The organism is Tardiphaga sp. GW822-FHT04G09, assembly GCF_058800725.1.
Genome location: NZ_JBXAMO010000002.1, coordinates 525,810 through 552,368, shown reverse-complemented (window position 1 = coordinate 552,368; position 26,559 = coordinate 525,810). Strand labels below are relative to the sequence as shown.

29 protein-coding genes and 1 pseudogene are annotated in these 26,559 nt (G+C 62.2%); 6 read left to right on the top strand and 24 right to left on the bottom strand.

Annotated elements, in window-relative coordinates; all coding sequences use genetic code 11:
• Positions 1-56 precede the first annotated feature (56 nt).
• From tolA to AC1RLZ_RS06330, 9 genes are all read right to left on the bottom strand, one after another.
• On the bottom strand, positions 57-1,085 hold the full coding sequence (gene tolA, locus AC1RLZ_RS06370; protein WP_493188007.1) for a cell envelope integrity protein TolA: 1,029 nt from the start codon (positions 1,083-1,085) through the stop codon (positions 57-59).
• 52 nt (positions 1,086-1,137) lie between these two features.
• A complete protein-coding gene (locus tag AC1RLZ_RS06365; RefSeq protein WP_493187920.1) occupies positions 1,138-1,611 on the bottom strand; it encodes a biopolymer transporter ExbD in 474 nt (157 codons plus the stop codon).
• Positions 1,612-1,648: 37 nt separating this feature from the next.
• Positions 1,649-2,362 (bottom strand): protein TolQ, encoded by a 714-nt coding sequence (gene tolQ / locus AC1RLZ_RS06360; RefSeq protein WP_116661140.1) that lies wholly within the window; start codon positions 2,360-2,362, stop codon positions 1,649-1,651.
• A gap of 386 nt (positions 2,363-2,748) precedes the next feature.
• Positions 2,749-3,228 carry a DUF2852 domain-containing protein gene (locus AC1RLZ_RS06355; RefSeq protein WP_371421591.1) on the bottom strand — a complete coding sequence of 160 codons (480 nt, stop codon included), beginning with the start codon at positions 3,226-3,228 and terminating at the stop codon, positions 2,749-2,751.
• A 107-nt stretch (positions 3,229-3,335) separates the two neighbouring features.
• On the bottom strand, positions 3,336-4,040 hold the full coding sequence (locus AC1RLZ_RS06350; RefSeq protein WP_493187919.1) for a TetR/AcrR family transcriptional regulator: 705 nt from the start codon (positions 4,038-4,040) through the stop codon (positions 3,336-3,338).
• A gap of 138 nt (positions 4,041-4,178) precedes the next feature.
• Positions 4,179-4,628 carry a YciI family protein gene (locus AC1RLZ_RS06345; RefSeq protein ID WP_493187918.1) on the bottom strand — a complete coding sequence of 150 codons (450 nt, stop codon included), beginning with the start codon at positions 4,626-4,628 and terminating at the stop codon, positions 4,179-4,181.
• A gap of 27 nt (positions 4,629-4,655) precedes the next feature.
• Positions 4,656-5,072: a YciI family protein gene (locus tag AC1RLZ_RS06340; RefSeq protein WP_493187917.1), complete on the bottom strand. Its 417-nt coding sequence runs from the start codon at positions 5,070-5,072 to the stop codon at positions 4,656-4,658.
• 130 nt (positions 5,073-5,202) lie between these two features.
• Positions 5,203-5,568, bottom strand: coding sequence for a nuclear transport factor 2 family protein (locus tag AC1RLZ_RS06335; protein ID WP_493187916.1), 366 nt, complete (start codon positions 5,566-5,568; stop codon positions 5,203-5,205).
• A gap of 5 nt (positions 5,569-5,573) precedes the next feature.
• Entirely contained in the window at positions 5,574-6,221 is a 648-nt protein-coding gene (locus tag AC1RLZ_RS06330; RefSeq protein ID WP_493187915.1) for a glutathione S-transferase family protein, read from the bottom strand.
• A 162-nt stretch (positions 6,222-6,383) separates the two neighbouring features.
• On the opposite strand from AC1RLZ_RS06330, the gene AC1RLZ_RS06325 reads away from it, so the two are divergent.
• Positions 6,384-7,187, top strand: coding sequence for an SDR family NAD(P)-dependent oxidoreductase (locus AC1RLZ_RS06325; RefSeq protein ID WP_493187914.1), 804 nt, complete (start codon positions 6,384-6,386; stop codon positions 7,185-7,187).
• A gap of 15 nt (positions 7,188-7,202) precedes the next feature.
• On the opposite strand, the gene AC1RLZ_RS06320 is transcribed toward AC1RLZ_RS06325, so the two are convergent.
• The 7 genes from AC1RLZ_RS06320 to AC1RLZ_RS06290 form a co-directional block, all read right to left on the bottom strand.
• Entirely contained in the window at positions 7,203-7,685 is a 483-nt protein-coding gene (locus AC1RLZ_RS06320; protein ID WP_493187913.1) for an anthrone oxygenase family protein, read from the bottom strand.
• 46 nt (positions 7,686-7,731) lie between these two features.
• Complete coding sequence (locus AC1RLZ_RS06315; RefSeq protein ID WP_493187912.1) at positions 7,732-8,931, bottom strand: multidrug effflux MFS transporter; 1,200 nt, start codon at positions 8,929-8,931, stop codon at positions 7,732-7,734.
• A gap of 261 nt (positions 8,932-9,192) precedes the next feature.
• A complete protein-coding gene (locus tag AC1RLZ_RS06310) occupies positions 9,193-9,600 on the bottom strand; it encodes a VOC family protein (RefSeq protein ID WP_371421582.1) in 408 nt (135 codons plus the stop codon).
• A gap of 19 nt (positions 9,601-9,619) precedes the next feature.
• A complete protein-coding gene (locus tag AC1RLZ_RS06305; RefSeq protein WP_493187911.1) occupies positions 9,620-10,156 on the bottom strand; it encodes an SRPBCC family protein in 537 nt (178 codons plus the stop codon).
• 130 nt (positions 10,157-10,286) lie between these two features.
• Positions 10,287-11,561 carry an RNA polymerase sigma factor gene (locus AC1RLZ_RS06300; RefSeq protein WP_493187910.1) on the bottom strand — a complete coding sequence of 425 codons (1,275 nt, stop codon included), beginning with the start codon at positions 11,559-11,561 and terminating at the stop codon, positions 10,287-10,289.
• The gene (locus AC1RLZ_RS06295; protein WP_092139199.1) at positions 11,558-11,923 is read right to left on the bottom strand and encodes a YciI family protein; all 366 of its coding nucleotides are present in this window, start codon (positions 11,921-11,923) and stop codon (positions 11,558-11,560) included. The genes AC1RLZ_RS06300 and AC1RLZ_RS06295 overlap by 4 nt, the downstream gene beginning before the upstream one ends.
• An 87-nt stretch (positions 11,924-12,010) precedes the next feature.
• Positions 12,011-12,673, bottom strand: a complete 663-nt coding sequence (locus AC1RLZ_RS06290; protein ID WP_493187909.1) for a TetR/AcrR family transcriptional regulator — start codon at positions 12,671-12,673, stop codon at positions 12,011-12,013.
• Between the two features lie 99 nt (positions 12,674-12,772).
• On the opposite strand from AC1RLZ_RS06290, the gene AC1RLZ_RS06285 reads away from it, so the two are divergent.
• The gene (locus tag AC1RLZ_RS06285; RefSeq protein WP_371421578.1) at positions 12,773-13,423 is read left to right on the top strand and encodes a glutathione binding-like protein; all 651 of its coding nucleotides are present in this window, start codon (positions 12,773-12,775) and stop codon (positions 13,421-13,423) included.
• A gap of 134 nt (positions 13,424-13,557) precedes the next feature.
• Here AC1RLZ_RS06285 and phnE (AC1RLZ_RS06280) read toward each other — a convergent pair whose 3' ends face one another.
• The 4 genes from phnE (AC1RLZ_RS06280) to phnC form a co-directional block, all read right to left on the bottom strand.
• Positions 13,558-14,406 carry a phosphonate ABC transporter, permease protein PhnE gene (gene phnE, locus AC1RLZ_RS06280; protein ID WP_493187908.1) on the bottom strand — a complete coding sequence of 283 codons (849 nt, stop codon included), beginning with the start codon at positions 14,404-14,406 and terminating at the stop codon, positions 13,558-13,560.
• Positions 14,403-15,287, bottom strand: a complete 885-nt coding sequence (gene phnE, locus AC1RLZ_RS06275) for a phosphonate ABC transporter, permease protein PhnE (protein WP_493187907.1) — start codon at positions 15,285-15,287, stop codon at positions 14,403-14,405. Before phnE (AC1RLZ_RS06275) ends, phnE (AC1RLZ_RS06280) begins: the two co-directional genes overlap by 4 nt.
• Positions 15,288-15,575: 288 nt before the next feature.
• On the bottom strand, positions 15,576-16,514 hold the full coding sequence (gene phnD, locus AC1RLZ_RS06270; RefSeq protein WP_493187906.1) for a phosphonate ABC transporter substrate-binding protein: 939 nt from the start codon (positions 16,512-16,514) through the stop codon (positions 15,576-15,578).
• A gap of 111 nt (positions 16,515-16,625) precedes the next feature.
• Positions 16,626-17,435, bottom strand: coding sequence for a phosphonate ABC transporter ATP-binding protein (gene phnC, locus AC1RLZ_RS06265; RefSeq protein WP_493187905.1), 810 nt, complete (start codon positions 17,433-17,435; stop codon positions 16,626-16,628).
• Positions 17,436-17,658: 223 nt separating this feature from the next.
• Here phnC and AC1RLZ_RS06260 point away from each other — a divergent pair, with 223 nt between their 5' ends.
• The 3 genes from AC1RLZ_RS06260 to AC1RLZ_RS06250 are packed head-to-tail and all read left to right on the top strand — an operon-like array spanning position 17,659 to position 20,215.
• Positions 17,659-18,309, top strand: a complete 651-nt coding sequence (locus tag AC1RLZ_RS06260; protein ID WP_493187904.1) for an LbetaH domain-containing protein — start codon at positions 17,659-17,661, stop codon at positions 18,307-18,309.
• Positions 18,306-19,493 carry an alpha-D-ribose 1-methylphosphonate 5-triphosphate diphosphatase gene (locus AC1RLZ_RS06255; protein ID WP_493187903.1) on the top strand — a complete coding sequence of 396 codons (1,188 nt, stop codon included), beginning with the start codon at positions 18,306-18,308 and terminating at the stop codon, positions 19,491-19,493. The genes AC1RLZ_RS06260 and AC1RLZ_RS06255 overlap by 4 nt, the downstream gene beginning before the upstream one ends.
• A gap of 20 nt (positions 19,494-19,513) precedes the next feature.
• Complete coding sequence (locus AC1RLZ_RS06250) at positions 19,514-20,215, top strand: DUF1045 domain-containing protein (RefSeq protein ID WP_493187902.1); 702 nt, start codon at positions 19,514-19,516, stop codon at positions 20,213-20,215.
• Positions 20,216-20,219: 4 nt separating this feature from the next.
• Here the strand turns inward: AC1RLZ_RS06250 and zigA are convergent, their stop codons facing one another.
• Positions 20,220-21,431 (bottom strand): zinc metallochaperone GTPase ZigA, encoded by a 1,212-nt coding sequence (gene zigA, locus AC1RLZ_RS06245; RefSeq protein WP_493187901.1) that lies wholly within the window; start codon positions 21,429-21,431, stop codon positions 20,220-20,222.
• A 180-nt stretch (positions 21,432-21,611) separates the two neighbouring features.
• Positions 21,612-21,803: pseudogene (locus tag AC1RLZ_RS06240) on the bottom strand (diguanylate cyclase domain-containing protein); the annotation flags it as partial.
• A gap of 313 nt (positions 21,804-22,116) precedes the next feature.
• Between AC1RLZ_RS06240 and AC1RLZ_RS06235 the strand changes: the two are divergent.
• Positions 22,117-23,619: a sensor histidine kinase gene (locus AC1RLZ_RS06235; protein ID WP_493187900.1), complete on the top strand. Its 1,503-nt coding sequence runs from the start codon at positions 22,117-22,119 to the stop codon at positions 23,617-23,619.
• A gap of 4 nt (positions 23,620-23,623) precedes the next feature.
• Here AC1RLZ_RS06235 and ggt read toward each other — a convergent pair whose 3' ends face one another.
• Positions 23,624-25,201, bottom strand: a complete 1,578-nt coding sequence (gene ggt / locus AC1RLZ_RS06230; RefSeq protein WP_493187899.1) for a gamma-glutamyltransferase — start codon at positions 25,199-25,201, stop codon at positions 23,624-23,626.
• 323 nt (positions 25,202-25,524) lie between these two features.
• Positions 25,525-26,538, bottom strand: coding sequence for an NAD(P)H-dependent flavin oxidoreductase (locus tag AC1RLZ_RS06225; protein ID WP_493187898.1), 1,014 nt, complete (start codon positions 26,536-26,538; stop codon positions 25,525-25,527).
• Positions 26,539-26,559: the final 21 nt, after the last annotated feature.

Below are 26,559 nucleotides of genomic sequence, written 5' to 3'. Positions count from 1 at the left end.
CGGTCATTATTGCGGACTTTGCTCGGTAATCGTGATTGTCACCAGAGGTGACGTGCTTATGACCGTCGTTCGGTGAAAACGGGTTCAAAAAACTTCCACTCCTCGAAAAACGCTGGAGGCAGCTTATACGGCGCACATTCGATGATCGCACGCAGTGCGCTCTCCTGATAGACGCGGAAATACGGCGTCGACGGGTTGCTGATGGCAACCGGCGTCGTTTCCAACGACCCGTCACGCTTCAGCTTGATGCTGAAAATCGACTCGGTCATCTGCGCTTCGATGCCGCCATAGGGCTTCTTCCAGCAGCGTTCGACCTGCGACTTGAACATCGCGCCCCAGGTGGCGACGTTGTTGCTCGCACTGCCTTTCGCCAACCCCAGAGCCTCGTTCGGATTGAGGTCGGACCCCGTCACCGAATTGCGCGTCGGATCGCGTTTGTCGATTAGCGCTGCGATCTTTGACTGGTCGAACACGCGCTCGGCCTTCTTCGCCTCCGCCTGAGCTTTTGCTTCAGCCTTGGCTTTCGCTTCGGCGTCAGCCTTGGCCTTGGCTTCCGCTTTGGCCTTTGCCTCCGCTTTTGCCTTGGCCTGCGCTTCGGCCTTCGCCTTGGCGTCTGCCTGAGCCTTGGCGTCAGCCTCTGCCTTCGCTTCGGCCTCTGCCTTGGCGTCGGCCACTGCCGCGGCTTTTGCTTCCGCCTTGGCCTTGGCATCCGCCGCGGCTTTCGCAGCAGCCTCGGCTTTCGCCGCAGCCTCCGCCTTCGCTGCTTCGGCCGCGGCCTTCTCGTCAGTCTTCGGCTGTTCCTTCGGCGCCGTCTCGGTGATCACCGGCGGCTTCTTGTCGTCGATCTTGCCGACGGTATCCTCGACCGGCGGCTTGGCCTCGGCGACCTTCTCCACCTTCGGCTTCGGATTTTCCTTCTTGCCGGTCTTTTGACCGACCATGGACTGGCTTTCGACGCTGATGTCGACCCCGACGGAATCCTCCGGCATCACTTCCAATGCCTTGGAAGAGAACGTGAGAAGTCCCCACCCGATCACGATGACGTGCAGGGCTACCGATGCGATGAGTGTCTTGTCGACCTTCACCATCAGATTTCCAATCCTGCTCCTGCCCCGATCAACCGGCTGTTCCACGAGCTTACGTCCCCTGCTCCGGCAGGATCACGATATTGGCCTTGAATCCGGCAGAGCGAACGGTGCCGAGCAATTTCATCATGTCCGTGTAACAGACGTCCTTGTCACCACGGAGAAACACGGTGTTGTCTGCCTCCGAACGCGTCGCCCGGATTGCCTTGATCTTGGCGTCGAGCTCACTCGCCGGCACCAGAGCGTCGCCGATATACATTTCAACCGCCGAATTACAGCCGCCGCCGGTGCGCTTCACCGACACGGTGAGCGGCGGCGCATTCTGCGATATCGACTTGCCGCCGCTAGCGATCGGCAAATCGATATCGATGGTCGAGGTCATCAGCGGCGCCGACACCATGAAGATGATCATCAACACGAGCATGACGTCGACCATCGGGGTGACGTTGATCTCGGCCATGACGGCAGCACGCCGGCGCCCGCGCCGACCTCCGCCACCACCGCCCGAGCCCACATTCATCCCCATGACAGGGTGCTCACTTCAAGGTTCAATTCATCACCCATCAGGCGCGCTCGTCGATCTGGCGCGACAGGATCGCTGAAAACTCGTCCGCAAACCCCTCCAGGCGCTGGGCCTGTTTGTTCACTTCTGACGTGAATTTGTTGTAGAAAATAGTCGCCGGGATGGCGGCGATAAGGCCGATGGCCGTGGCAAACAGCGCTTCCGCGATGCCCGGTGCGACCACCGCCAGCGATGTGTTCTTCGACGCCGCGATCGCCTGGAAACTCGACATGATGCCCCAGACGGTGCCGAACAGGCCGACGAAGGGACCGGCCGAACCGACCGTCGCCAGCACCAGAAGCCGGCGCTCGAGGCGTTCGACCTCGCGGGCGATGGAGACGTTCATCACCTTGTCGATGCGCATCTGCAGACCGGTGAAGGAGCGTGCCTGGCTTTCGAAAGAGCGCTTCCACTCACGCATGGCCGCAACGAAACACGCCGCCATCGACTGCGTCGGCTTGGCGGACAGCGCACGATACAGATCCTCGATCGACTCGCCGGACCAGAAGGCCTGCTCGAACCGGTCCATGGCGCGGCGTGTGCGCGAATACAGGAACATCTTGTCGATCGCGATCGCCCAGACCCACACCGAACAGCCCAGCAGTCCCAGCATGACCGCTTTCACGATCCAGTGAGCCTGCAAGAACAGCGCGATCAGCGAAACGTCGGATGAAGCCAGCGGCAGGGCTGACTGCGCCACATCGGCCGGGTTCATGAACGGTATCCTCTCAACGCAAAAATCCTCAATTTGCCAGCGACTTGCTCATCGCCGGTGTCGCGGCCACGCATCGCGCGCGGCGCGGAACGCCAGTGCAATGTTCTTGTTGTGTCGCATGGAGGGCTTGTCCAAAGCCGAGCCCTAAATTCCCTGCCAACATGTCAAAACAAGGGCTTGCACGCGTTTCTGCGGCCTTTACCAGACGCCAGTCATGGTTAATGCGGAGTTACCAAAGTGTGTTTTGGCCGAGAAATGAAGCGGTATTCGCTTGTTCGTGAAGAGCGCGTGACAACGCAAAACCGCCCGCCTGAATGATCAGGCGGGCGGCGATGCGGCATCGGGCGAAGGGGTGCTACCGCCTGACGCCAATCAGTTTCCGGCTGTTAGCCCTGCGGCTGATTGTTATCGGTCGGCGGGGTGGGCTTGGGGCGGTGCTGCGCCATGAACTGGTCGAACTCTTCCTTGTCCTTGGCGTGACGCAGGCGATCGAGGAAGTTCTTGAACTCGTGCTGCTCTTCCTCAAGCCGGCGCAGGGTTTCGACGCGGTATTCGTCGAAGGCGCGATTGCCGGAGGTCGGCGGACCAAAGCCGAAGCCCGACCCGAAGCCCGAGCGCTCCATGCGGTTGCGCATACGCTCCATCTTGTACTGCATCCGCTCCATCTTGCTCTCGAAACGGCCGTGACGATCCCAGCAACCCATTTTTCTGCTCCCGAGTGTGAAGAAGAGAAGTGCGAGGCCAACCGGCCACCAGATGATAAAACCGAGCACGATCAACACGATGTGCCATGGTGAGCGCATCTGGTAGGACACCCGATCATCGGCGGGCGGCCCCCATCGATTGTAATCTGCAGCGTTGGCCATCTTCCTCTCCATCAGCGGCACCATGCCGCTTGTGAATGTAAATAACATTTACATACGTAGCTCACGGCCGGATTTTGTCAAGGCGACCGCAAGGGGAGCGCCGCGAATTATTTTGGGGCGGTTCCCCAAGGACCCGATCTGGGTGCCGAGGATGTGTCGGCCTGGGGCGGCTTTTGGTCGGCCGGAAAACCCAGTCCACGCAAATAAATCAGCGCGCCGGCTTCCAGCAGATCTTCCGGCGACATCGGCAGTTTGCGTCGCGCGGCATCGCCGCGGCCGAACAGCGAGGCCACGCCGTGCGACAGCGACCAGATATGCAGCGCCATCATCATCGCTGGCGGACGCGTCACACCCGGCGGCGTCAACGCGGCCAGACGCTCGGCGGCTGCGCGGATCACACCGAAGGCGCGTTCGCCCGCAGCCGCCAGTTCAGGGCTTGAATCTGCGGGAATTCCCGACTCGAACATCGCCGAATAGAAGGCGGGTTCAGTCCGCGCGAAGTTGAGATAGGCCTTGCCGATCCGCTCGAAGGCCGTGACCGTATCCGGCCGTCCATCGTCCCAGGCCGCGGTCAGCGTCGCCTCGAATTGTTCGAAGCCCCGCTGCGCGATGCTGGCGAGAAGATCGTCGCGGTCGCGGAAATGACGATACGGCGCCGCCGCGCTGACGCCGGCCGTGCGTGCGGCATCCGCAAAGGTGAAGCCCGCCGGCCCCTTCTCTGCGATCAGCCCGAGCGCCGCCTGCAGCAGCGCCTCTTTCAGATTTCCGTGATGATAGCCGCGCTCGCCGCGACGGTCCTTGTGCCAGCTCATGTGAAGGGCTTTTACATGAGCTGGGCCAAAAGGTCACACCAAAACGGCACGACCGGCGCAAATTCCCTCAACAAATCAACGCCCGCCGCATGCGGAAATCCTGCGGCGGGCGTGCGACCATGTTGCGATAAGACCGTTTCAGGCCCGTCGCAGCGATTTTGCCTCACCCAAGCGCCCCGCGGTGGTCTGCATGTCCTCGAATCCCGAGGCGACCACCTGCACGTCCTCCGGATAATCCGCCATTTCCTGCACCTGGCGGATCTCGATCACCTCGTTGGGCGTCGCCGGGCAACGACTGGCCCAGGCGATCGCCTCGTCGCGCGAGGCGACGTCGATCATCCAGTAGCCACCGAGCACTTCCTTTGATTCCGCGAACGGCCCGTCGGTCACCACCGGCTTGCCGGATGGAAAGGACACGCGCGCGCCCATCGATGGCGGGTGCAACCCGTCGCAGGTAATCAGCACGCCGGCATCCATCAGCGCCTTGTTATAGTCCATCATCGCAGCGACGCGCTCGACGTCATCCGGCACGGTACCCGGCGCCGCAGTCTCATAGCCGCCGGGGATCATCAGCATCATGAATCGCATGGTCGGGGTCCTCGTTGATCTCGTCGCCTATTTCTTCGCGCTTTCTGCGCGCAAACGTTCTTCCTGCTCGCGCAGTTCTGGCGTGAGCGCCTCGCCGAAATCTTCGGCCGCAAACACCTGACGAATTTCGATTTCGTCGCCGGCGGCGAACGGTGCGCGCTTCATCCACGCAATCGCCTCATCCCTGGAGGCGACGTCGAGCACCCAGAAGCCGGCAATCAGATCGCGCGTCACATCGAACGGCCCCTGTTTCACGGTCGGCTCGCTGCCGGTAAAGGTGAGGCGCACGCCTTTCGACGTCGGATGCAGCCCCTCGCCGGCCTGCAGCACGCCGGCCTTGACCATTTCCTCATTGAATTTGCCCATCGCGGTCAGCAGTTCCGTCGATGGCATCACGCCGGCTTCGCTGTCCTTGTTCGCATGCACAATCACCATGAAACGCATTTCTCTCTCCTGTTTGCGTCATCGGCCGGACCCGGACTCATTGTCCACCACAACCCGGCTCGCCAGAATGACGAACGACCTTTTCGCAGACCGACATCTCCCGTGAAATTATTTCTGAGGTCATACGACCTTACAAAACCTGCTTCTGAAACACCCCATCCTTGTACGTCGCGCCGAAATACACATCGATCGACCGGATGAGATCGCCCTCGAAGCCGAAGACTTCGGTGTTGCGAAAGCTCTTGCCGTCCCTGGCCTCGCAGCGATAGGTCACGAAAACCACATCGCCATCGACCGCGACACGCTCAAGATCATGCTGCGCGATCCAGTCGGCGACACGCCAGCAGCGGGCGAAATAGGTCGCCTTGTCGATCCGGTCATCGAACGGGCTCGTAAAGGTAAAGTCGCCCGTGAACGCATCTTCGACAGCCTTGCGGTCGTTGCGCAGATAGGCTGCAAACAGGTTTCGGATGATCCCGGCCTTGTCGGCGCCCATGATGCTCACTCCCGCGGAAACATATGCGCGTACGGCTCCGCCTCCTTCACCACGCGCGCAACTGACGGCCGCGCCAGCAACCGGCCGAGATAGGCCGAGACGTTGCTATGCGCATCTCCGAGCGGACGCACCTTGTTCGCGTAGTAGAGCGCTGGCGCAGCTGCACAATCGGCGAGCGTGAACGCTGCGCCCATCGCCCACGCGTTCGTCACCATCTGCTTGTCGATCATCCCGTAGGACGTGGTGAGCTGGGCCCGCGCCATGTCCACACCATGCGCATCTTTCCAGTCAGCCGGCACCAGCCTGTCGCCGATGATTTTCTGCACTGGCGTATGGACATAGAGATCATAGAAGCGGTCGCGGAGCCGCGTCTGCAGGCCGAGATCGCCGTCGGGGATAAAGCGCGTGCGGTCCGGAAAATGCCGGTCGAGATACTCGATGACGATGGAGGACTCTGGCACGATCGCGCCGCGCGCATCGTCCTGCAGCACGGGAAATTTGCCGATCGGCCACAGTTTCAACAGCGCCGCGCGCTCGGCCTCCTCGCCAAGATTGACCATATGCGGCGTGAACGGCGTGTCGTTCTCGTACAGGGCGATCAGCGCTTTCCAGCAATAGGACGACAGCGGATGATAGTGGAGCGTGAGCGACATGAGATCCTCCTGCATCTTGCTGCTGGAAGACGAACAGGAACAGCCCGTCCCGACAAGCCTGTTGCAGAAATTCCGGCGGAAAATCCGGGCTTGTCCCGCCCTGCAGCGTCTCCTAAACAGGCCGCCTAAACAACAAGCCATCGATAACCATCAGGGCAGGACATGACCAAGGCTGACGGCAGGGAACAGATTCGCAAGGTTGCACTCGTCACCGGCGCCGCGCGCGGCATCGGCCTCGCGGTCGCCAGGCGCTTTCTTGGCGAAGGCTACCGTGTCGCGCTGCTGGATATCGAGCGCGAGCTGCTCGACGCCAGCGTCAAGGCGCTGAACGATCCCGACAACACGCTGGCGCTGCACACGGATGTCTCCGACGCCGACGCCGTCGACAAGGCCTTTGCCGCCACGCAGGCCCGCTTCGGCCGGCTCGATGCGCTGGTCAACAATGCCGGCATTGCGAATTTCAAGCCGCTGCTCGAGACGACACTGGAGGAATGGGAACGCATCATGGCCGTGAACCTCACCGGCCCGTTCCTGTGCACCAGGGCGGCGGCCCCCTTGATGCGTGAGCATGGCGGCGGCGCCATCGTCAACATCGCCTCGATCTCGGCGCTACGTGCGTCCACCCTGCGCGTTGCCTATGGCACCAGCAAGGCCGGCGTCATTCACTTCACCAAGCAGTCCGCCGTCGAGCTCGCGCTGCTCGGCATCCGCGTCAATGCGGTGGCACCGGGTCCTGTCGAGACCGCAATGGCCAAGGCCGTGCATACGCCCGCGATCCGCGCCGATTATCACGACGCCATTCCGCTCAATCGTTACGGCGGCGAGGACGAACTTGCCGACGCGATCTTCTTCCTGTGCAGCGAGCGGTCGAGCTATATCACCGGCCAGATGCTGGCGGTCGACGGCGGTTTCGACGCCACAGGCATCGGCCTGCCGACGCTGCGGCGCGAGGGCATCAACGGCTAGGCTACCCGTTCCGCGTCACTGCGCGCGCAGGGCCAGCATGAAACACGCCAGTGCGCCGGTCGAGGCCACTGTGCGGACGTGGTTCCAGTCGGTCCAGACCTCGAGATAGGTGCGCCACAGGCTCGCGCCTTCGACACTATCAGGCGAGACCGAGGCGAGTGTGTCGTTCAGCGGCACATTGAACACGATGGTCACCAGCAGCGTGCCGACGATGTAGAGCAACGCCCCCGCGATCAGCCAGGCAGCGCCGGGCTGTGACCATCTGATGACGCCGAAGATCGCCAGCACGACGCAGACCAAAGCCGTGCCCATGAAGGCCGCCATGAAGATCGGATTGAGGATGGTCGTGTTGATCGACTGCATCGCGGCGATTCCGGTCGGCGCCGGCAATTTGCCGAACGCGCCCATGACCGAGACCGAGAACACGAAGAACAGCCCGGCCATCAGGTCGGAGCCGATGGCAGCCAGGAAGGTCAAACCGAACACGATCCGATCCACCGACGACCTCCCGCACCTCACAGACGCGGCACAATAGCAGCTTCGCCTACTCCGCGAGCTGCGGCGAAAGTTCGCGCGGGCGCAGCGTGGCGATGCTGACGGCAAGTGCGCCCATTGCCGTGCAGGCGATGGTCGCAACCATCGGCAGCGAGGTGCCATCGAAGAACAGGCCGGACACGCCGATCATCAGACCACCGGTGACCATCTGCAGCGTGCCGCCCAACGCACTGGCGATGCCCGCGATGGGGCCATGATTTTCCAGCGACAGCACCATGGTCGACGGGATCACCAGACCAAGGAAGGCAAAGGATACGAACAGCAGCGGAATCAGCATCGACAGGCTGGTGAAACCGGCCAGTGTCAGCGCCAGCAGCACGACTGCGAAAAACGCATAGGCCGACACCGCCGCCATCACCACCCGGCCCATGCCGAAGCGGCCGCCGAGGAACCCTGCGAATTGCGAGGCGCCGATGAAGCCGATGGCGTTGACCGAGAAGGCCAGGCTGTATTGCGTCGGCGTCAGGCCATAGTGGCCGATATAGACGAAGGACGATGTCGCCAGAAACGCGAAGAAGCTCGCCATGCCGAGGCCGCCGATGAAGGTGAGCCCGAGAAAGTGCCAGTCGCGCAACAGCTCGCCGAAGCTGCCGAGCACGTTGCGGACGCTGCCAGATATTCGCTCATGGACGGGACGCGTTTCCGGCAGCAGCGCGGCGACGAGGACGAGAGCGAGCACGGCGGCGATGGTCACGGCAACGAATACCGCCCGCCAGCCGAACGGCACGATCATCGCACTGCCTGTCAGGGGCGCCAGGATCGGCGACACCGAGAACACCAGCATGACCAACGCCATCAGCCTGGTCGCCTCAGGGCCGGTGTGCAGATCGCGAATGATGGCGCGCGGGATCACGCCCATGGCGGCAGCGCCCAGCCCCTGGATGAAGCGAAACGCAATCAGCCACGCCACGCCCGGCGCCAGCGCGCAGCCGATCGAGCCGGCGATGAACAGCGACAGACCCGCATAAAGCGGCGCCTTGCGGCCATAGACATCGGACAGCGGGCCATAGGCGATCTGGCACAGGCCGAAGGCGATGAAGAACGCAATCAGCGTCATCTGCGTTGCCGCGGTCGTGGTGTGCAGATCGGCAGTGATCGCGGGCAGCGCCGGCAGATACATATCAATGGCGAAAGGACCGACGGCGGACAACAGGCCAAGCACGATGGCGTTGCGGGTAAAGGCGGACATGAGATTTTCTTTTCTTGTTCAACGTGGCCGCGACGCATCTTTCGATCGCTGATCGTGACACGCCGGCTGGGATGAGGGGCAAGGCACCGCCACTCACAACACCTATGATCTCTCGTGGCGCCTTGTAGCGGAAGCAAACCGCACAGGCCAACCAGCGGTTGGCATCGTGCCCGCCCCTCACCCGCCGCAAGGATGCAGCAACCTCTCCTTGCCTGGCGAAGCTTCGCTTCGCGAGGCGAGGTCAGGGAAGAAAGCCCGCAGTTACTCGGGCGCAGAATTGACCATCCAGGGCACGCCGAATTTATCGACACACATGCCAAATCCCTTCGACCAGAACGTGGCGCCGAACGGCATCTTGATGGTGCCGCCTTCGGCCAGCGCCGCAAAGCGCTTGCCACCCTCGACCGGGTCTTCCGCCTGCAGGCATACCGAGAAGCCCTGCATCTTCTCGAAATGCTCCGGCGGTGCATCGGAGGCCATCACCACCTCGCCATCGATGGTCATCTGCGCATGCAGCACCTTCTTGGCCATGGACGGCGGCATGTGCTCGGCCGCGGGCGAGCCTTCCACATGCATGATGACACCGATCTTGGCCCCAATCGCCTTCTCGTAGAACTTGAAGGCTTCTTCGCAATTGCCGTTGTAGTGAAGATAGGGATTGACCTGCATCGTCCTGTCCTCCGTTGGATTATTTTTCGGTGATGGATTTGAGACTGGCGAGGCCGGCGGAAAAATCCTTGCCGACCATGTTGTCCATGTTCATGAACACATGAATGATCTTCCCGAGAAACGGTGTCGGCCCGTGCATCGTCCAGGTCACCAGCGTAGTATTGCCCTGCGGCAGCATTGTGAACTCGGCGACATTGTGGCCTTCGAACGGCTTGATGAAATCGAGCTTGATGCCGATCTTACCGGGCGCCGTCGCTTCGATGACCTCCATGCGGCCGGAGCCGACCTGGCCATTGCCCTCCCAGGCATAGATGGCGCCGAGGCCGCTATTCGCGCCGCTGAAGGTGCGCTGCATGGCGGGATCCTTGTGCTCCCACGGCGACCATTGCCCCCACTGATGGAAATCGGCGATCAGCGGAAAGATCTTCGCCGCTGGCGCGTTGATAGTGGCGGCGCGCGTCACCTGGAAGGTGTCAGGCTTGGTGGCGGCGAGTATGAGGACGATCACGATGGCGACCGCGAGAACGGCGGCGACGCCGGCAATGATTTTCAACATGGATGGCTCCAGTGTTCAGTATCGATGTGTCTTCAAGACGAACGGGGCGGTGGCGATCCGACAACCGAGTTCATTTTTCTTTGCGGATCCCCAAGGCGATGCTTTGCATCGTCTGCGCGCCGCAACACCATCATTTCGCAGCCTTCGCGCTGTTCGGCTTGCTGTCGCGCTGCAGCCGGTCGAGATGCATCCGGATGTGTTCCGCCTCCGCTGACGTATTGGCCAGCGCGATGGCCCGGTTGAAGCTTTCCCGCGCCTCATCGTTGCGGCCGAGCTGCATCAGATAGGCGCCTTGCACGCCGAAAAAGTGGAAATAGTTCGAGAGCTTTGCGGCCAATGGCGCGATCATCTCCAGCGCGGCTTCGGGACCGCGTACTTTCGAGACCGCCACCGAGCGGTTGAGCGTGATCACCGGCGACGGCTGCAGGATTTCCAGCGAGCCATAAAGCAGATCGATCTGTGCCCAGTCAGTGTCTTCCGGTTTCGCCGCGCGGGCATGGAGTGCGGCAATGGCAGCCTGGATCTGATAGGCGCCGGTGCGGCGATGGCGCATCGCCTTGTCGATCAACGCCAGGCCCTCGGCGATCATCTTGCCGTTCCACAACGTGCGGTCCTGATCGTCGAGCAGCACCAGCGCGCCATTGGCATCGAAGCGCGCCGCCGAACGGGCATATTGCAGGAGCATGAGCGCTGCGAGGCCCATGATTTCCGGCTCGGTCGGAAACAACTTCAGCAGCAGCCGCGCCAGGCGGATCGCCTCCTCACAGAGCGGCGCGCGCAAGTCGATACTGTCGCCCGACGCCGAATAGCCCTCGTTGAAGATCAGATAGAGCATCGCGGCCACGGCAGCGAGGCGCTCGGAGCGCTCCGGCGCGCCGGGCGTCTCGAACGGCACATTGGCCTTGGCGACGGCAGATTTGGCGCGGGTGATGCGCTGCTCCATTGCGGCATCAGACACAAGAAAGGCTCGGGCGATCTGCTTCACCGTCAGACCCGACACGATGCGCAGCGCGAGCGCGATCTGCTGCGTCGCCGGGAGCTGCGGATGGCAGCAGATGAACAGCAGCCGCAGGATATCGTCGCGATAATGCGATCCGTCGAGACGTTCGGCCAACTCGCTTTCGGCATCGTCCAGATCGGATATCGCGTGGTCGTCCTCGGGCAGCGGCTGCTGCTTCGCGCCGCGGCGGATATCGTCGATCGCCACGTTGCGGCCGACCATGATCAGCCACGCCGCCGCATCGCGCGGCGGCCCATTCTGCGGCCAGGTCTTCAGTGCGCGCAGGCAGGCGTTCTGGAACGCCTCCTCCGCCGTGTCCAGATTGCGGAAATAGCGCAGCAGCGCGCCAAGCGCCTGGGGACGCGCCGAGGTCAGCGCCGCATCAATCCAGGCGACATCGGTCATGGCTGGAACGCTCCGTGAAATACGCCAATGGGTCGGATCTCATAGGCGCCGCCGGGATTGGCACGGCCAAGGTCCTGCGCAATCTCTAGCGCGCCATCGAGATTTTCCGCCTCGACGACATAGAAGCCGAGCAACTGTTCCTTGGTTTCAGCGAAGGGACCGTCCAGCACAACGGGCGGTTCGTCCTTGCGCAGCGTGGTCGCCGCGGTGGTAGGCAACAGCCGCGCCACGGGGCCAAGCCGGCCCTGCTGTGCGAGCTTGCCGTGCACGACGGCGAGCTTCGCCATCACGGCGTCGTCTTCATCTTTCGACCAGCCGCCGACAACGGCTTCATCATGGTAGCAAAGGATGGCGTAAAGCATGGGGTCTCCTTGAATGAAAGACGGTCGGCATCGTGCGATGCCGACAGGATAGCGGAAATTATTGTTGGGAGCGCGGCGTGAAATCCGCTAAGCGGGGGACTGGCACAACAGGCCGACTGCCTTTTGCACAAATGCCTCCAGCTCTGCGCGCGGAACACTGGCGCGGGAGCGGATCGAGAGCATGTTCAACGTCGCTGATGCCAGTTGCGACAGCGTCGGAATATCGATCGTCTCAGGCAGCTCACCGCGCGTGACGGCGGTCCTGAAACACCAGCCGAAAGCGTCATCGAGCTCGACAAAATTCTCGCGCATCAGCGCGCTGATCTCCGGATCGGCGATCGCATCGGAGGCCACCGTCATCACGGCAAAACAGCCGCGCGGCGCGGTATCGCCTGTCGTGTAAATGTCGAGCGCCGCGTCGTAGAACCGGCGCAGCCGTTCCCGGATGTCGATATCGGCCTTGAAAATCTCGAGCACCTTGACGGTGTAGTCTTCGCGGTAGCGCTGATAGCTCTTGATATAGAGCGCGCGCTTGTCGCCGAAGGCACCATAGAGCGACGGCCGGTTCATGCCGGTGACCTCGCTGAGCTCATCGAGCGACGTCGCCGCGAAGCCACCTTTACGAAAAAGAGCCAGCGCCTGGCCGATGGCCACATCGGGCGCATAGGCTCGCGGCCGCCCCCGCCGCTTCGGCTCGGCGGCCACTTCCGGCTTCGCCGCGACAGTGGGGCGATTCTTTTTTTGTACCATTTCGCATTAAATTCCTTGACCGGATTTATATTATGCGAGACGGTACGAAAATCAACCAACGGGTCGACAGCAACGGTCCGTCAGCTCAGGAGGCTTCCAATGGATCTGTATTTCTCCCCGATGGCCTGTTCGATGGCGACACGTATCGCGCTGTATGAGGCGGAGGCCGGCAGTGCCGCGCGGTTCCTCGAGGTCGACCCGCTGAGCAAGGAGGTTCGCAGCGACGGTTCGGATTTCCGCAACGTGAACCCGCTGGGGCTGGTGCCGACGCTGCGCACCGACGATGGCGCGATCCTCACCGAGAATGCCGCGATCCTGCAGCATGTCGCCGATCACTTCCCGCAATCACCGATCGCGGCCGGGTCGGGCCTGGAGCGGTCACGGCTGCAGCAATGGCTCTGCTTCATCGGTACCGAACTGCACAAGGGTTTTTTCGTGCCGCTGCTCGCCAGGAAGGCGCCGCCCGAGATGAAGGCCTATACGCTGCAGAACGGCCAGTCGCGGCTGACCTATCTCGATAACCATCTCACCGGACGCGACTTCCTGCTCGACAGGTTCAGCGTCGCGGACGCTTATCTCGTCACAGTGCTGAACTGGACGATGGTATTGCCGGAAATTGATCTGAACAACTGGCCGGCGATCAAGGCCTATCACAAGCGCCTGCGCGAACGCCCAAGTATCGTACGCGCGGTGGCTGAAGAGTTCGAACTGTTCAAGGCCGAGCAGGAGCGCCACAAGGCGGCCGCGTAGTCGCTCGACCTGTAGGATGGGTAGAGCGCAGGCGCCAAGCGCCGGCGCGAAACCCATCGGCCGAATGTTCCGCAACGATGGAATGATGGGTTTCGCGAAGACGCTCTACCCATCCTAGGGCTATTGCGTTCGCGTCACGCCACCGCGCGGCGACCGATGATGGCAAAGCGCAGTCGGCTGGAAATCCAGTCGATGGTCGCCACCGCGACCAGGATCATCAGGATCAGGAACGAGACCTTCTGCCATTCCAGCACGCGGATCTGCTCGGCGAGCTGAAGACCGATACCGCCGGCACCAACGATACCGATGATGGTGGCGGAGCGCGTATTGGACTCGATGAAATACAGTACCTGGCCAGCGATGACCGGCAGCACCTGCGGCATCAGGCCGAAGCGAATTTCGTGTAGCGCACTGCCACCGGAGGCGCGGATGCCTTCGACCTGCTTCTTGTCGGCAGCCTCAATAGCCTCCGAAAACAATTTGCCGAACGCGCCGAAATCCGAAATCGCGATCGCCAGCACGCCGGCAAAGGGACCGAGACCGACAACGTTGATCCAGACCAGCGCCCAGATCAGCGTATCGACGCCGCGGATCGAATCCAGAAAACGCCGGACCGGGAAGCGTAGCCATGCTGACGGAATGACATTGCGTGCCGCGAGCAGGCTGACCGGCAGCGCGAACACGGCTGCGAGGGTCGTGCCGAGCAGCGCGATCGACAGCGTCTCGCCCATCGCCTGCAGATAGGCAGGCAGCGACGAACCGGGATTTGGCGGAATCATCATCATGGTGATCCAGCCGAGTTCGCGCAGGCCGGTCCACATCCGCGCCGGCGAGAAATCGAGTTCATTGAGCCCGAAGATGAACAATGCCAGCGCCGCGACCAGGATGGCGGGCACACCGGCGCGCGAGGCCATCGGGCGATCGAATACATCAGGATAGCGCGCGCGTAGTTCTGGCGTGTTGATATCAGGCTGCCTGCTCATGATCTGGCTTCCTTGCCGAACAGACGGCCGCGCAGCCAGCCGGTGCCGATGTCGATGATGAAGACCGTGACGATGATCATCAGCAGGATTGCGCTGACATCGGAATAGTAGAACTTTCTGACAGCAACGACGAGCTCCTGACCTATGCCACCGGCGCCGACGAAGCCCATCACGGAGGCGCCGCGCACATTGATCTCGAAGCGCAGCAGCGTGTAGCTGGCAAAGCCCGCCGCAACCTGCGGCAGCACTGCAAAGCGCATGCTGTCGACCCAGCCCGCGCCGGTCGAACGAATGCCTTCCACCGGCTTCATGTCGATATTCTCGACGATCTCGCCATAGAGCTTGCCGAGCGCGCCGATGCAGTGGATCGCAATCGCCAGCACGCCGGCCATTGGGCCGAGGCCGAAAGCGATGACGAAGATCAGCGCGAACACGATATCCGGCACGGTGCGGCAGAACTCCATGAAACGGCGCACGGCAAAGCGCAGCGGCGCTGACGGCGCGGTGTTCTCGGCGGCGAGAAAATTCAGCCCGAAGGCCAGCACGGCACCGATCAGCGTGCCGACATAGCTGATCAGCACGGTCTCGCCGAGCAGCGACAGCCACTTCTTCCAGCCCCAGAACCATTCGTTGACGTCGGTCCAGACCCGCGTGCCGGCTTCAAGCGTGAAAATGCGATCGAAATAGCTGCCGAAATTGCCGATCTTCTCGATGAAGGTCCTGAGATTGACCTCTGCACCGAGCGCCGCGACGAAAAGCGCTGCAAAGCAGGCCGCCACAACGAACAGAGTACGCAACCGCCGGCGTGCCACCGACTTGCGATAGGCCTCGTTCAGCGCAGCAAGCTGCGGAGCCGGAAGGATGGAAACGGCGGCGGACATGAAAGGTTGTGCCTATGAAAGTAACATACCGTCAGAGCGCTGCGCTCAGGATAACCTCTCCCCGCTTACGGGGAGAGGTCGGAGCCGAGCGTTAGCGAGGCTTCGGGTGAGGGGGAGCCAGTGTTTCACTCGCTGGCTCCCCCTCACCCGTCTTCGCTTCGCGAAGCCACCCTCTCCCCGCCCGGCGAAGCAGAGCTTCGCTAGGCGGGCCGAGGGAAGAGACCGCAGCGTTCCACACAGAAAAGGAGCCGGACCATTGCTGATCCGGCTCCTGTCCATTGCAGATACCTACGATGCCTTCTTCTTGCGAAGCGCGTCGACGAACTTGATCAGGTCGATGGTGGCGTCCCAATCCTTGGTGGTCGCGGCGTGGAAGCCCTTTTTCTGGCCGTCCGACAGCTTGTCGAACGCAGCCTTGTCCTTGGTCGGCGCGTCGGTGAAGGCCTTGGCGATGGCCGCTTTCAGGTCTTCCGGCAGTGCCGAGCTATAGGCATAGGGGCCGTTGATGATCGGGGCCGACTTGTGGATGATGCGGAAGTCATCCTTCTTCATCACTGAACCGTCGGCATTCTTCAGCATGCCCTTGGTGATCATCTGCTGCAGCGTCGAGTCGTTGTCGTTGGTCCACTGGTTGGCGGCGACGTCGACGGTGCCCTGCGACAGCGCGAGCATGGCGTTCTCGTGGCTGCCGGTGAACACGACCTTGCTGAAATAGCTGTCCGCGTCCGAGATGCCCATCTTGTCCAGCTCGAAGCGCGGGACGTTGTTGCCCGAGGTCGAATTCGGATCGACGAGGCCGAGATTCTTGCCCTTCAGATTGTCGACCGACTTGTACGGGCTCGACGCCTTGACGAAGAACACCGAGTAATAGCCCGTTGAACCATCGATGTTGATGTCGTTGGCGAAGGCATCGGTCTGCACGCCGGTCAGGCGGGCGCGGGCGAACGAGGCCGAACCATAGCTGGCGATCTGGATATTGCCGGAGCGCTGGCCTTCGATGACCGCTGCGTAGTCATTGGCGATGCGCAGGTTGACCTTCACGCCGAGTTCTTTCGACAGGTAAGCGACGAACGGCGCCCATCGCTCGGTGACGCCCGAGGCGTTCTCGGCGGGAACGACGGCGAAGGTCAGTTCCGGATACTTGGCCTTGTAGTCCTGGGCCGAAGCCGAGGTGGCGACGAAGGCCAGCGCAGCAGCGCTGAGCAGAATGGAGCGACGGTTGATCATGACAATCCCTGTTTTGATCTGAGGTGAAACGTTTTCTTGGCAGAAGGCGCGTCTATCGCGGCGATGCCATCGTTACGATGACGTTACCACGATAATTTCAACGCACTGCAATCACGCGACGGCAGCAACACCGTATTCGGGAACGCGGGCGGGCGTCGGCATATGCGCCGATCCCATCACCTCGTCAGCTTCGAGATCGTAGAGTTCGCGGGCGATATGTTCGGTAAGCGCAGACGGCGCACCGTCGAACACGACGCGGCCGGCGGACATACCGATCAGGCGATCGCAATAGGTGCGTGCCAGATCGAGCGAATGCAGGTTGCACATCACGGTAATGCCGAAGTGCTTGTTGATGCGCAGCAGCGCATCCATGACGATGCGGGTGTTGCGCGGATCCAGTGACGCGATCGGCTCGTCCGCGAGGATGATATCGGGCTGCTGTACCAGCGCCCGGGCGATCGCGACGCGCTGCTGCTGGCCACCGGAGAGCTGGTCGGCGCGCTGCGAGGCGTATTGGGCCATGTCGAACTGTTCCAGCGCCGACATCGCCAGCGCGCGATCGTCCTCGGGCCACATCTGGGTCAGCGAGCGCCACTGCGGCATCTCGGCCAGGCGGCCCATCAGTACATTGGTCAGCACATCGAGACGGCCGACGAGATTGAATTGCTGGAAGATCATGGCAGAGCGCGCGCGCCACTTGCGCAGATCGCGGCCCTTGAGTGCGGTGACATCGACGCCATCGAACATGATGCGCCCATCGGTCGGCTCCGCCAGACGATTGATCATGCGCAGCATGGTCGACTTGCCGGCGCCTGAACGACCGATCACCCCGACGAAGGCGCCAGGCTTGATCTCGAAGGACGCGTTATCGACGGCAGCCTTGGCGCCGAAACGGCACGTCAGCTTATCCACCACCAGCATGAGGCACTCCAATGACAACAGACATCGCCACCGGTAACGCCCGCGTTTAACAGTGATGTGACATGTGCCCTGCGCATACGGGTTATCCTCCTTGCGGGAAAAACACGCCCGAATTCATGCTGATGTCACGACACCGTCACGAAACCGACCGAAGAGGTCCCAGCGCGACAGCGCGCACCCTCTTCATCACCTCCGCATCCCTCTTCCGTCGCACGAGCGTCACATGGCCGGCAAACAACTCTCGCTCACGCCAGCGGTCGATCCAACCGCGAAACTCGTCGACACCGAGCTCGGCGCCTATACCGAAGTCGGCGCGCGCACGATCCTCCACGAAGTGACGATGGGCGACTATTCATATGTCGTGAATGACGGCCAGATCACCTACACGACGATCGGAAAATTCTGCTCGATTGCGGCCATGATCCGGATCAATCCCGGCAATCACCCGATGCACCGGGCGACGCAGGCGCACTTCACCTATCGCGCCAGTGCCTACTTCCCCGGCGAAAGCGACGACGCCGACTTCTTTGCCTGGCGACGCGAGCATCATTGCACGATCGGCCACGATGTCTGGCTCGGCCATGGCGCCATCGTGCTGCCGGGCCGTCAGATCGGTACCGGCGCGGTGATTGCCGCCGGCGCCATTGTGACCAAGGACGTCGCCCCCTATACGATTGTCGCCGGCAATCCGGCCCGGCCGGTGCGGCGGCGATTTTCGGAAACCGTGGAAGACGGGCTGATGGAGCTCGCCTGGTGGGACTGGGACCATGAGATGCTGCGACAGGCGCTGCCGGATTTCCGCAAGCTCCCGGTCGAGGATTTCCTCAGCAAATATAAAGGCGTCAAGGCGCCCAGGCAGATGGCGGTGACATGACGGATATCTTCATCGACGGCGGACGCACTTTGCTCGGCCAGGACATCGCCGAGACCTCGCTGCAGATTGCAGACGGTGTGATCGCTGACATCGGGTCGGATGCGACCCACGGCGCGCTCGGCCTCGATGCCTCCGACCTGCTGGTGCTGCCGGGGATCGTCGACCTGCATGGCGATGCCTTCGAGCGACAGCTCATGCCACGCCCCGGCGTCGATTTCCCTGTCGATGTCGCGCTGATCGACAGCGACCGGCAGGCTATCGCCAATGGCATCACCACGGTGTTTCACGGCACCACATGGTCCTGGGAGCCCGGCCTGCGCGGCGCAGAGAACGCCCGCAAGCTGCTGGATGCCATCGAGACGCTGCGGCCAAAGCTCGCCTCCGACACGCGCTTCCATCTCCGGCAGGAGACGTTCAACCTCGACGCGGAAGACGAGATCCTGGGTTGGCTGCAGGCCGGTCGCATAGATCTGCTCGCCTTCAACGATCACATGGACATCGCCGGCATCTCAAGGCCGGCGAAGCGCGCCCGTATGGTGGAACGCACCGGCCTCACCAGCGAAGCCTTCGATCAGCTGGTCGAACGCGTGCTGTCGCGCACCGACGAAGTGCCGGCCTCGATCGCGCGCCTCGCCAAAGCGGCGAATGCTGCCGGAGTGCCGACGCTCTCTCATGACGACGCGACGCCTGCGATGCGCGATGACTTCCGCAGGCTCGGCGTCGATATCGCTGAATTTCCGATCAACGAGGAGACCGCGCAAGCCGCGGCCGCGGCCGGCGACTTCATCGTATTCGGCGCACCCAATGTGGTGCGGGGCGGCAGCCATACCGGCTGGACCAAGGCATCCGACATGATCGCCAAGGGCCTCTGCTCGATTCTCGCCTCCGACTATTATTATCCCGCGCAACTGCTGGCCGCGTTCCGGCTGGTTCAGGACGGCATCCTGTCGCTGCCGCCGGCCTGGGCGCTAATCTCGTCAGCACCAGCGAGGGCCGCCGGGCTCACCGACCGTGGCGAGATCGCGGGCGGGCGCCGCGCGGATTTGCTGCTCGTAGATGACAGCATCGCGCTGCGACCACGGATCGTCGCCGTGATCGTAAAAGGCAAGCTCGTGCATCTCACCGATGCCGCGCGCCTGCAGCCGGCGCGTGCCATGCAACGCAAAGCTATTGCCGCGGCGTAACGCGGCTTTATTGTGCGGCCATGACTGAATTCCCGCGCTACGCGATCTATTACGCCCCCGACACCGACAGTGCCCTTTGCCGTTTCGGCGCCGAAATCCTCGGCTACGATCCCTTCACCGGCAATGACGTCCTGGTTCCCGGCGATCTCATCATGCATGCGCCGGACTGGCCGGCGCTGATCAAGGACCCGCGCAAATACGGCTTTCACGCCACGCTGAAGGCGCCGTTCTCGCTGACGCCTGACACCACCGAAGACGACCTGATCGCGGCCTTCGATGACTTCGCCCGGACGCCCCGTGCCATCCCGGACATCGTGCCGGTGGTGCGCATCATCAGCGGCTTCACGGCAGTCGTGCCGGATGCTCCGTCTGCCGAACTTTCCGCACTGGCGCAGGCCTGTGTCGAGGGGTTCGAGGTGTTTCGCGCGCCAATGACGCCGGAAGACCGTGCGCGTCGCAAGCCGGAGAACCTCACGCTGCGGCAGGTCGAGCAGCTGGATCGTTTCGGCTATCCCTATGTGGGCGATGATTTTCGCTTTCACATGACGCTGACCGGACGGCTTCCGACGGAACGCGGCGCGTCCGTACTGGCGATGCTACGGCAGAGATTCGCGATACTCGACCTCACCGCGCTGCAGATCGACCGTATCGGCCTGTTCCGCCAGACCAGTGCGACATCGCGTTTTCAGGTGCTCCGTCACGCGGCGCTGACGGCGATTTGACGCGTCACGAAGACGCCATCTCGTCGGCTCGCTTCCACGCCGGAAACGGATCCGCGAGCTTCGCCCATCCGGCGATATCCATGCCGGGCTTTCCAGGCACGAGGCAGGCATCGAGCCGGCGGCGGATATCGCTCTCATCCATGTCGGAACCGATGAAGACGATCTCCTGACGCCGATCGCCATAGATCTCGTTCCAGTTCTTCTTCAGCGACTGCCGCCAATACGGATCGTCCGGCCAGCGATCGGCGGGGACATTGGCCCACCAGAATCCCATGCCCTCGGTGCGCACGATGGCGCCCGCCTGGCTGAGTTCGCCGACCCATTGTGGCCGCGTCGCCAGCCAGAAATGCCCCTTGCTGCGGATCACGCCGGCCCAGCTCTCACGCAGGAAGGCCTGAAACTTCACGGGATCGAACGGTCGCCGCGCGCGATAGACAAAATTCGTCACGCCATATTCTTCGGTTTCGGGCACGTGGTCGGCGAAACCATACAGTTCCTTGTGCCAGAGCGGATGCTGTTGCGCTTTTTCAAAATCAAAGCGGCCGGTATCAAGCACACGGTCGAACGGTACATTGGCAAAGCTTGCTTCGATGATGTCCGCATCGGGATTGAGTGCACAGATGATCTTGCGCGCGCTGTTGCATTGCTCAAGCGTCGCGTCATTGACCTTGTTGAGCACCACGACATCAGCGAATTCGATCTGCTCTACCAGCAGGTCCACCAGCGTTCGCTTGTCACCGTCGAGCGCCTCGCCGCGGTCCTGCAGGAAGTCGGTCGAGGAATAGTCCTTCAACAGGTTCACCGCATCGACCACCGTCACCATGGTATCGAGCTGCGCCACATCGGAGAGGCTGTCGCCGTTCTCGTCGCGGAAATCGAAGGTCGCGGCCACCGGCAGCGGCTCCGCAATTCCGGTGGATTCGATCAGCAGGTAATCGAACCGCCGGCTTTCGGCGAGCGCCCGCACTTCTTTCAGCAGATCGTCACGCAGCGTGCAGCAAATGCAGCCATTGGTCATCTCGACCAGCTTCTCATCCGTCCGTGACAGGTTGGCACCGCCATCACGAACCAGGTCCGCATCGATGTTCACCTCGCTCATGTCGTTCACGATCACTGCCACTTTCAGGCCGTGACGGTTGTTCAGCACGTGGTTCAGCAAAGTTGTCTTTCCAGCCCCGAGGAAGCCGGACAAGACTGTGACGGGGAGTTTTTGCATCGAGATCGAACAGTCTTTTGAGGGTATGGGACATCAGGCTCTTCTTATTTGTTATGTTATAACATTACAAATCCGATGCTTGTCAATCCGCTCGCGCCGATCCCGCCGATGCGCTCTCAGTTTGTCTGATCTTGTGGAAATCTCATCCGGCGCGGTCAGCCCACGCTCATTGCGTGGACGCTAGCCAGCCCGCGCAATTGTCCCGGCATCCACCGACTTGGCAAAGATCACGCGGTTTCGACCGCTGGCTTTCGATGCGTAAAGCGCCCTGTCGGCAGCAGGCGTGAGGTCGCACGGATCGTCACCGTCGCGGCCAATAGTAATGCCGACGCTGGCGCCAACCGACAGTTCCAGGTCATCGATGACGAACGGCTCCGAGAGCGTCCCCGTAGCAAAGACTGCGCCGCTTGCCTGTCATATCCGCCAAACCTGCGAGTCCGAGAAACAACCAGCAACGCCCACTCGCCGTTTCCACACTGACGATGCCAAGAAGCCTCCGCCTCCTTCACTTTCCGCGTGCTTGTACTGCCGCCATTCGGTAGTGCTTAGGCGTTTCGAACGTCCCAATTTCTGGTAGATGAAGCCGTCCCGGCAACCTGCCAAACGACATCTCCCAAGTACCGAGCGACCCGCCGCCAGATCTCTGGCGCCGATCAAGTGCAGACGACCGGGCACAGCTGGCCTCATGAACGACCTGTTGATCAAATTCGGCCTGCGCTTCGAGGACCCTGAGCAGGAAGCAAGTTTTGTCCGATGCTTTGCGCTCGGAGAACGCCGCCGCGCCCAGGCTGCGATGGTGCTCGGTGCAATCGTCTATTGCGCGTTCGCGATCTGGGACCGGATCCTCGATCCCGTCGCATGGACAACGACACTCGCCATTCGCGCCGCGGTCGCCGCCATCGTTCTGCTGCCCCTCACCGCAGCGTTGTTTCTGCCGCGCACGCACCGCTGGGCGGAGCCAATCTATCTGCTCTATTGCGTGGTGCCGGGCTGCGTCCTCAGCATCATCTATCTGTTCATCGACCGCGGCTACGAACACTCCACGGCCGGAATGATCATCGTGATCCTGTTCGTCTCGACGCTGCTGCCGCTTCGCCTCCCGGCGCTGACGGTTTTCTGCATCACCACATGGGCATGCTTCATTTACTGCCAAACCTTTGCGACCTATTTGACGGACGGCCTGCGCTTCATCAATAATTTTGAGATCGGCTTTGCCTATGTGCTCTCGCTCTATGCGGTCGGTGCACGGGAATTTCAGGCACGGCGTCAGTTCCAGACATCGCTGGCGCTGCAGGATGAAAAAGAGCGCTCGGTTGCCGCGCTGGTCGAACTACAGAATACGCAGGGGCAGCTGGTGCAGGCCGAGAAGCTGGCGTCACTCGGTCAACTGGTCGCCGGCGTCTCGCATGAAGTCAGCACACCGCTTGGCGTCGCCCTGACCACCGCGACTGCCCTCGAAGGCGAGCTGAAGATGCTGACTGCCACGATCGAATCCGGTCAGGTCCGGCGCTCCGCGCTCACGCGGAGCATCGCGCGGCTCAGTGAAGGCATGAAGCTGCTGTTCGACAATCATCGGCGGGCTGCGGACCTGGTCCATAGCTTCAAACAAGTCGCGACTGACGAAGCCAACCAGGAACGCCGCGCGTTCGAGATGCGTGATTGGCTCGGTGAAGTCATGAGCACGCTGCAGCCCTTGCTCGATCGCAGAGGCCACACGGTTCGCGTGATATGCGAGGACGGCATCGTGGCGGACACCTATCCCGGTGCCCTCGCGCAGGTTATTCGAAATCTCGCACTGAATGCGGCGGTCCACGGCTTTCCCGATGGCCGCACCGGCGTGATCGAGCTTACCGTCTCGCGGCTGGATGATAGCAACATGCGCGTCGTCGTGGCTGACAATGGCGACGGCATTCCGCCGGACGATCTGTCGAAAGTTTTCGATCCGTTTTTCACGACACGGCGCGACAAAGGCAGCACCGGCCTCGGCCTGCACATCGTCTTCAATCTGGTCGTATCTACCCTGAAGGGGCAAATCGATCTGGCCAGCCAACCGCGGCAAGGCGCACGGTTCACACTGGACTTGCCGCTGGATCCCGAGAACCCGAGCTCACCGGCGTTGAAGACCGGCGAATTCCAGGTCAGTCAAGGCGCGACGGGGCCCGAAGCTCGCCATCGCGCCTTGTCCTGATCGATCAGAAACCAAGCGCCATGCCGTCCTTGCGGTGATCCGAGGCGCCAAGCAATACGCCGCGCTGATAATCGATCTGGATCGCCTGTGCGCCGCCAATGCCGGCATCCATCACCTGCAGCTTGTGGCCGCGCGCCGCGAGTTCGTTGCGCACCGCCTCCGGGATCGTGTTTTCGACCTGCAGCACATTGTTGGTCGCAAACGAACGCGCAGCCTCTGCGGCCTCCTGGATGTCCATCTTCAGGTCGAGCACATTTGAGATGTATTGCGCATGGCCGGTGGCCTGATAATGACCACCCATCACGCCGAACGGCATCACCGCGCGGCCATCCTTCATCAGCATGCCCGGGATGATCGTGTGCATCGGCCGCTTACGCGGGCCGAGCGAATTCACATGGCCTGGCTTGGCGCGGAAGCTCCAGCCGCGGTGATGCAGAAGCACGCCGGACTTCTTCGCATAGATGCCGCTGCCGAACGGACCGAACAGCGAATTGATCAGTGACACCGCATTAAGGTCGCGATCGACCACGGTGAGATACACCGTGTCCTTGTGGATGACGGAATCCCACTCCTCCTCCGGTGACGCCTTCTTCATATCGATCTTGGCGCGGAGGTCGCCGATGAACTTCTCGGACAGGAAGCGCTCGACATCGGTCTTGGCGACAGCCGGATCGCAGAAATAGGCATCGCGGGTGCGATATGCCGCCTTGGTCGCTTCGGCCAGCACATGGATGCGGTCGGCTTCGCTCAGGTTCTTGATGTCGTAGCCGGCAAGGATGCGCAGGATCATCAGCGCCGCAAGGCCCTGCCCGTTCGGAGGACATTCGGTGACGTCATAACCCTGATAATTGGCTGAAATCGGCGTCACATAGTCGGAACGCTGCTCATTGAAATCGTCGGCCTCATGCGCGCCGCCGACAGCGCGCAGCGTGGTGATGATGTCGTCGGCCACCTGGCCCTGGTAGAAACCGTTGCGGCCTTCGCGCGCGACCCGGCGCAGGGTAGCAGCGAGCGCAGGCTGGACGCGCTTGTCGCCAACCGCGGGCGCATGACCGCCCGGCAGGTATTGCGCGGTCGCGTCGGGGTGCAGTTCCAGCTTGCGACGCCATTTGGCCCAGTCGGCCGACACGCGCGGGGTGATGAGAAAGCCATTCTCGGCGGCGTCGATGGCCGCTGCAAAGACATCGGCTAACGACTTGGAGCCATGATCCTTGCTGAGTGTGCACCAGGCATCGATGGCACCGGGCACGGTGACGGTCTCGACGCAGGTCTCGGGAATGTCGCGGGCGCCGGACGCCGCATATTTCTCGGAATCGATTCTGGCAGGGGTGCGGCCGGAGCCGTTCAGCGCGATCGGCGCGCCGCCTTTCGGCGAATAAAGCGCAAAACAGTCACCGCCGATGCCGGTCATCGCAGGGTCGACCACGCATTGCACGGCGACCGCGGCCAATGCCGCATCGATAGCATTACCGCCGGACTTCAGCATCTCCACCGCAGCCAGCGTCGCCAACGGATGCGAGGTTGCGGCCATCCCGTGTTCGGCAACGGCAACGGAACGGGCAACGGCCATGAAATCACGCATGAGGGTCCTCTATCGGTACGAAGCCGCCCCACGCGGATCGCGCGATGAGACGGGAGAGATGCGGTCGAGCGCCGAGCAGATCGGCCCCCAGGCGCGCGGGGATGCCGTGTGGTTTAACCTGTGAATCGACAGCGCGGTAGCCGTCACCACAATAATGATACCGGCAGTCGCCACCGCGAACACGATATCGCGCCGCAACCCAACCGTGCAGATCGACACGCAGTTCCCGCGCGCCCCGCGCTCCTCGCTCGGCTACAAGCGCCACTTTGCAGAATTGCCTTCCGAAACCTTGCGCCGGGCGCGGATGCTTCACTCCTAGCGCGCTAGCCCCTCTGGCGAACGCCGTGTCGTTGACGCGCCGTCTCATACTCATCGCGCGTGCGGGCGACCAGCGTCGCTACGGGCTCAATTGCAGCAACACCTGAGACAGAGTGGCCTGCGCTCCAGACGTCGCGCCATCGCTTGACCCCCGACGTCGCTTGCCGGCCGTAGAGCGCATCGGCGCGCTCCCTGGTCATGTCTGTCGGCAAATCTTTCGGATCGAGCCCCGCCGCGACAATCGAGGGAACCAGCGTATTGGTTTCCAGGCCGGTGAAAGCCCGAGACAGCAGCAAGTCATCGAGTTCGGAGGTGACGAGCATCTGCTTGTACTCATCCACCGCCATGCTTTCCTGGGTCGCGATGAATTTCGTGCCCATGTAGCTGAGATCACAGCCCAGCACCTCGGCAGCAAACACCGCCTGGCCGTCGGAGACACCACCGGCCAGGACAACCGGTCCTTCATAAAATGAGCGAACCGCACGGACGAAGGAAAAACCATTGACCCAGCCGGTCTGCCCGCCGGCACCCGCGGTCAGCAAGACGAGCCCATCGACACCGGCGGCGATGGCCTTCTTCGCATGACGGATCGAGGCGACATCGGCAAAGACCATGCAGCCTGCGTCGTGCAGCGGCGCGACGACGGCGTCTGGCGGCCCCACGCTGGTGATCACCATCTCGCAGCGATGCCGGATCACCGTGGCAAGATCATCCTGCAAGCTCTCGCGGCGGATGATGAGATTGGGGCAAAGCGGTGCGTCGCCCGGCCCGAGCGCTCCGAGAATGCGCGCTATCCAGCTATCGAGTTCTTCGTCGGTCCGGCAATTGGCGGTTGGAAACGAGCCGATCACACCGGCCCTGCAGGCCGCAATGACGAGATCCGGGCCCGACACGCGGAACATCGGCGCCGCGACCAAAGGCACCGACAGCCGCGGCCGAATTGTTTCCGCAAAACGCGCCGCACTCGCCTTGCCGGTGGGGTCGTCGATCACGTGGCGGTCACCCGAAGGCTGCGGCATCTGTTTCCATCCCTCTCATTT

Excerpts from the sequence above, each read along its gene's own strand:
- AC1RLZ_RS06250 (WP_493187902.1), top strand. The coding sequence starts at position 19,514 with ATGACTGAATTCCCGCGCTACGCGATCTATTACGCCCCCGACACCGAC.
- AC1RLZ_RS06365 (WP_493187920.1), bottom strand. The coding sequence starts at position 1,611 with ATGGGGATGAATGTGGGCTCGGGCGGTGGTGGCGGAGGTCGGCGCGGG.
- AC1RLZ_RS06295 (WP_092139199.1), bottom strand. The coding sequence starts at position 11,923 with ATGCTTTACGCCATCCTTTGCTACCATGATGAAGCCGTTGTCGGCGGC.
- phnE (WP_493187907.1), bottom strand. The coding sequence starts at position 15,287 with ATGTCCGCCGCCGTTTCCATCCTTCCGGCTCCGCAGCTTGCTGCGCTG.
- AC1RLZ_RS06305 (WP_493187911.1), bottom strand. The coding sequence starts at position 10,156 with ATGTTGAAAATCATTGCCGGCGTCGCCGCCGTTCTCGCGGTCGCCATC.
- AC1RLZ_RS06315 (WP_493187912.1), bottom strand. The coding sequence starts at position 8,931 with ATGTCCGCCTTTACCCGCAACGCCATCGTGCTTGGCCTGTTGTCCGCC.
- tolQ (WP_116661140.1), bottom strand. The coding sequence starts at position 2,362 with ATGAACCCGGCCGATGTGGCGCAGTCAGCCCTGCCGCTGGCTTCATCC.
- phnD (WP_493187906.1), bottom strand. The coding sequence starts at position 16,514 with ATGATCAACCGTCGCTCCATTCTGCTCAGCGCTGCTGCGCTGGCCTTC.
- phnC (WP_493187905.1), bottom strand. The coding sequence starts at position 17,435 with ATGCTGGTGGTGGATAAGCTGACGTGCCGTTTCGGCGCCAAGGCTGCC.
- AC1RLZ_RS06350 (WP_493187919.1), bottom strand. The coding sequence starts at position 4,040 with ATGAGCTGGCACAAGGACCGTCGCGGCGAGCGCGGCTATCATCACGGA.
- ggt (WP_493187899.1), bottom strand. The coding sequence starts at position 25,201 with ATGCGTGATTTCATGGCCGTTGCCCGTTCCGTTGCCGTTGCCGAACAC.
- AC1RLZ_RS06300 (WP_493187910.1), bottom strand. The coding sequence starts at position 11,561 with ATGACCGATGTCGCCTGGATTGATGCGGCGCTGACCTCGGCGCGTCCC.
- AC1RLZ_RS06290 (WP_493187909.1), bottom strand. The coding sequence starts at position 12,673 with ATGGTACAAAAAAAGAATCGCCCCACTGTCGCGGCGAAGCCGGAAGTG.
- AC1RLZ_RS06255 (WP_493187903.1), top strand. The coding sequence starts at position 18,306 with ATGACGGATATCTTCATCGACGGCGGACGCACTTTGCTCGGCCAGGAC.
- phnE (WP_493187908.1), bottom strand. The coding sequence starts at position 14,406 with ATGAGCAGGCAGCCTGATATCAACACGCCAGAACTACGCGCGCGCTAT.
- AC1RLZ_RS06345 (WP_493187918.1), bottom strand. The coding sequence starts at position 4,628 with ATGCGATTCATGATGCTGATGATCCCCGGCGGCTATGAGACTGCGGCG.
- AC1RLZ_RS06340 (WP_493187917.1), bottom strand. The coding sequence starts at position 5,072 with ATGCGTTTCATGGTGATTGTGCATGCGAACAAGGACAGCGAAGCCGGC.
- AC1RLZ_RS06225 (WP_493187898.1), bottom strand. The coding sequence starts at position 26,538 with ATGCCGCAGCCTTCGGGTGACCGCCACGTGATCGACGACCCCACCGGC.
- zigA (WP_493187901.1), bottom strand. The coding sequence starts at position 21,431 with ATGCAAAAACTCCCCGTCACAGTCTTGTCCGGCTTCCTCGGGGCTGGA.
- AC1RLZ_RS06355 (WP_371421591.1), bottom strand. The coding sequence starts at position 3,228 with ATGGCCAACGCTGCAGATTACAATCGATGGGGGCCGCCCGCCGATGAT.
- AC1RLZ_RS06325 (WP_493187914.1), top strand. The coding sequence starts at position 6,384 with ATGACCAAGGCTGACGGCAGGGAACAGATTCGCAAGGTTGCACTCGTC.
- AC1RLZ_RS06285 (WP_371421578.1), top strand. The coding sequence starts at position 12,773 with ATGGATCTGTATTTCTCCCCGATGGCCTGTTCGATGGCGACACGTATC.
- AC1RLZ_RS06310 (WP_371421582.1), bottom strand. The coding sequence starts at position 9,600 with ATGCAGGTCAATCCCTATCTTCACTACAACGGCAATTGCGAAGAAGCC.
- AC1RLZ_RS06330 (WP_493187915.1), bottom strand. The coding sequence starts at position 6,221 with ATGTCGCTCACGCTCCACTATCATCCGCTGTCGTCCTATTGCTGGAAA.
- AC1RLZ_RS06260 (WP_493187904.1), top strand. The coding sequence starts at position 17,659 with ATGGCCGGCAAACAACTCTCGCTCACGCCAGCGGTCGATCCAACCGCG.
- AC1RLZ_RS06235 (WP_493187900.1), top strand. The coding sequence starts at position 22,117 with ATGAACGACCTGTTGATCAAATTCGGCCTGCGCTTCGAGGACCCTGAG.
- AC1RLZ_RS06335 (WP_493187916.1), bottom strand. The coding sequence starts at position 5,568 with ATGGGCGCCGACAAGGCCGGGATCATCCGAAACCTGTTTGCAGCCTAT.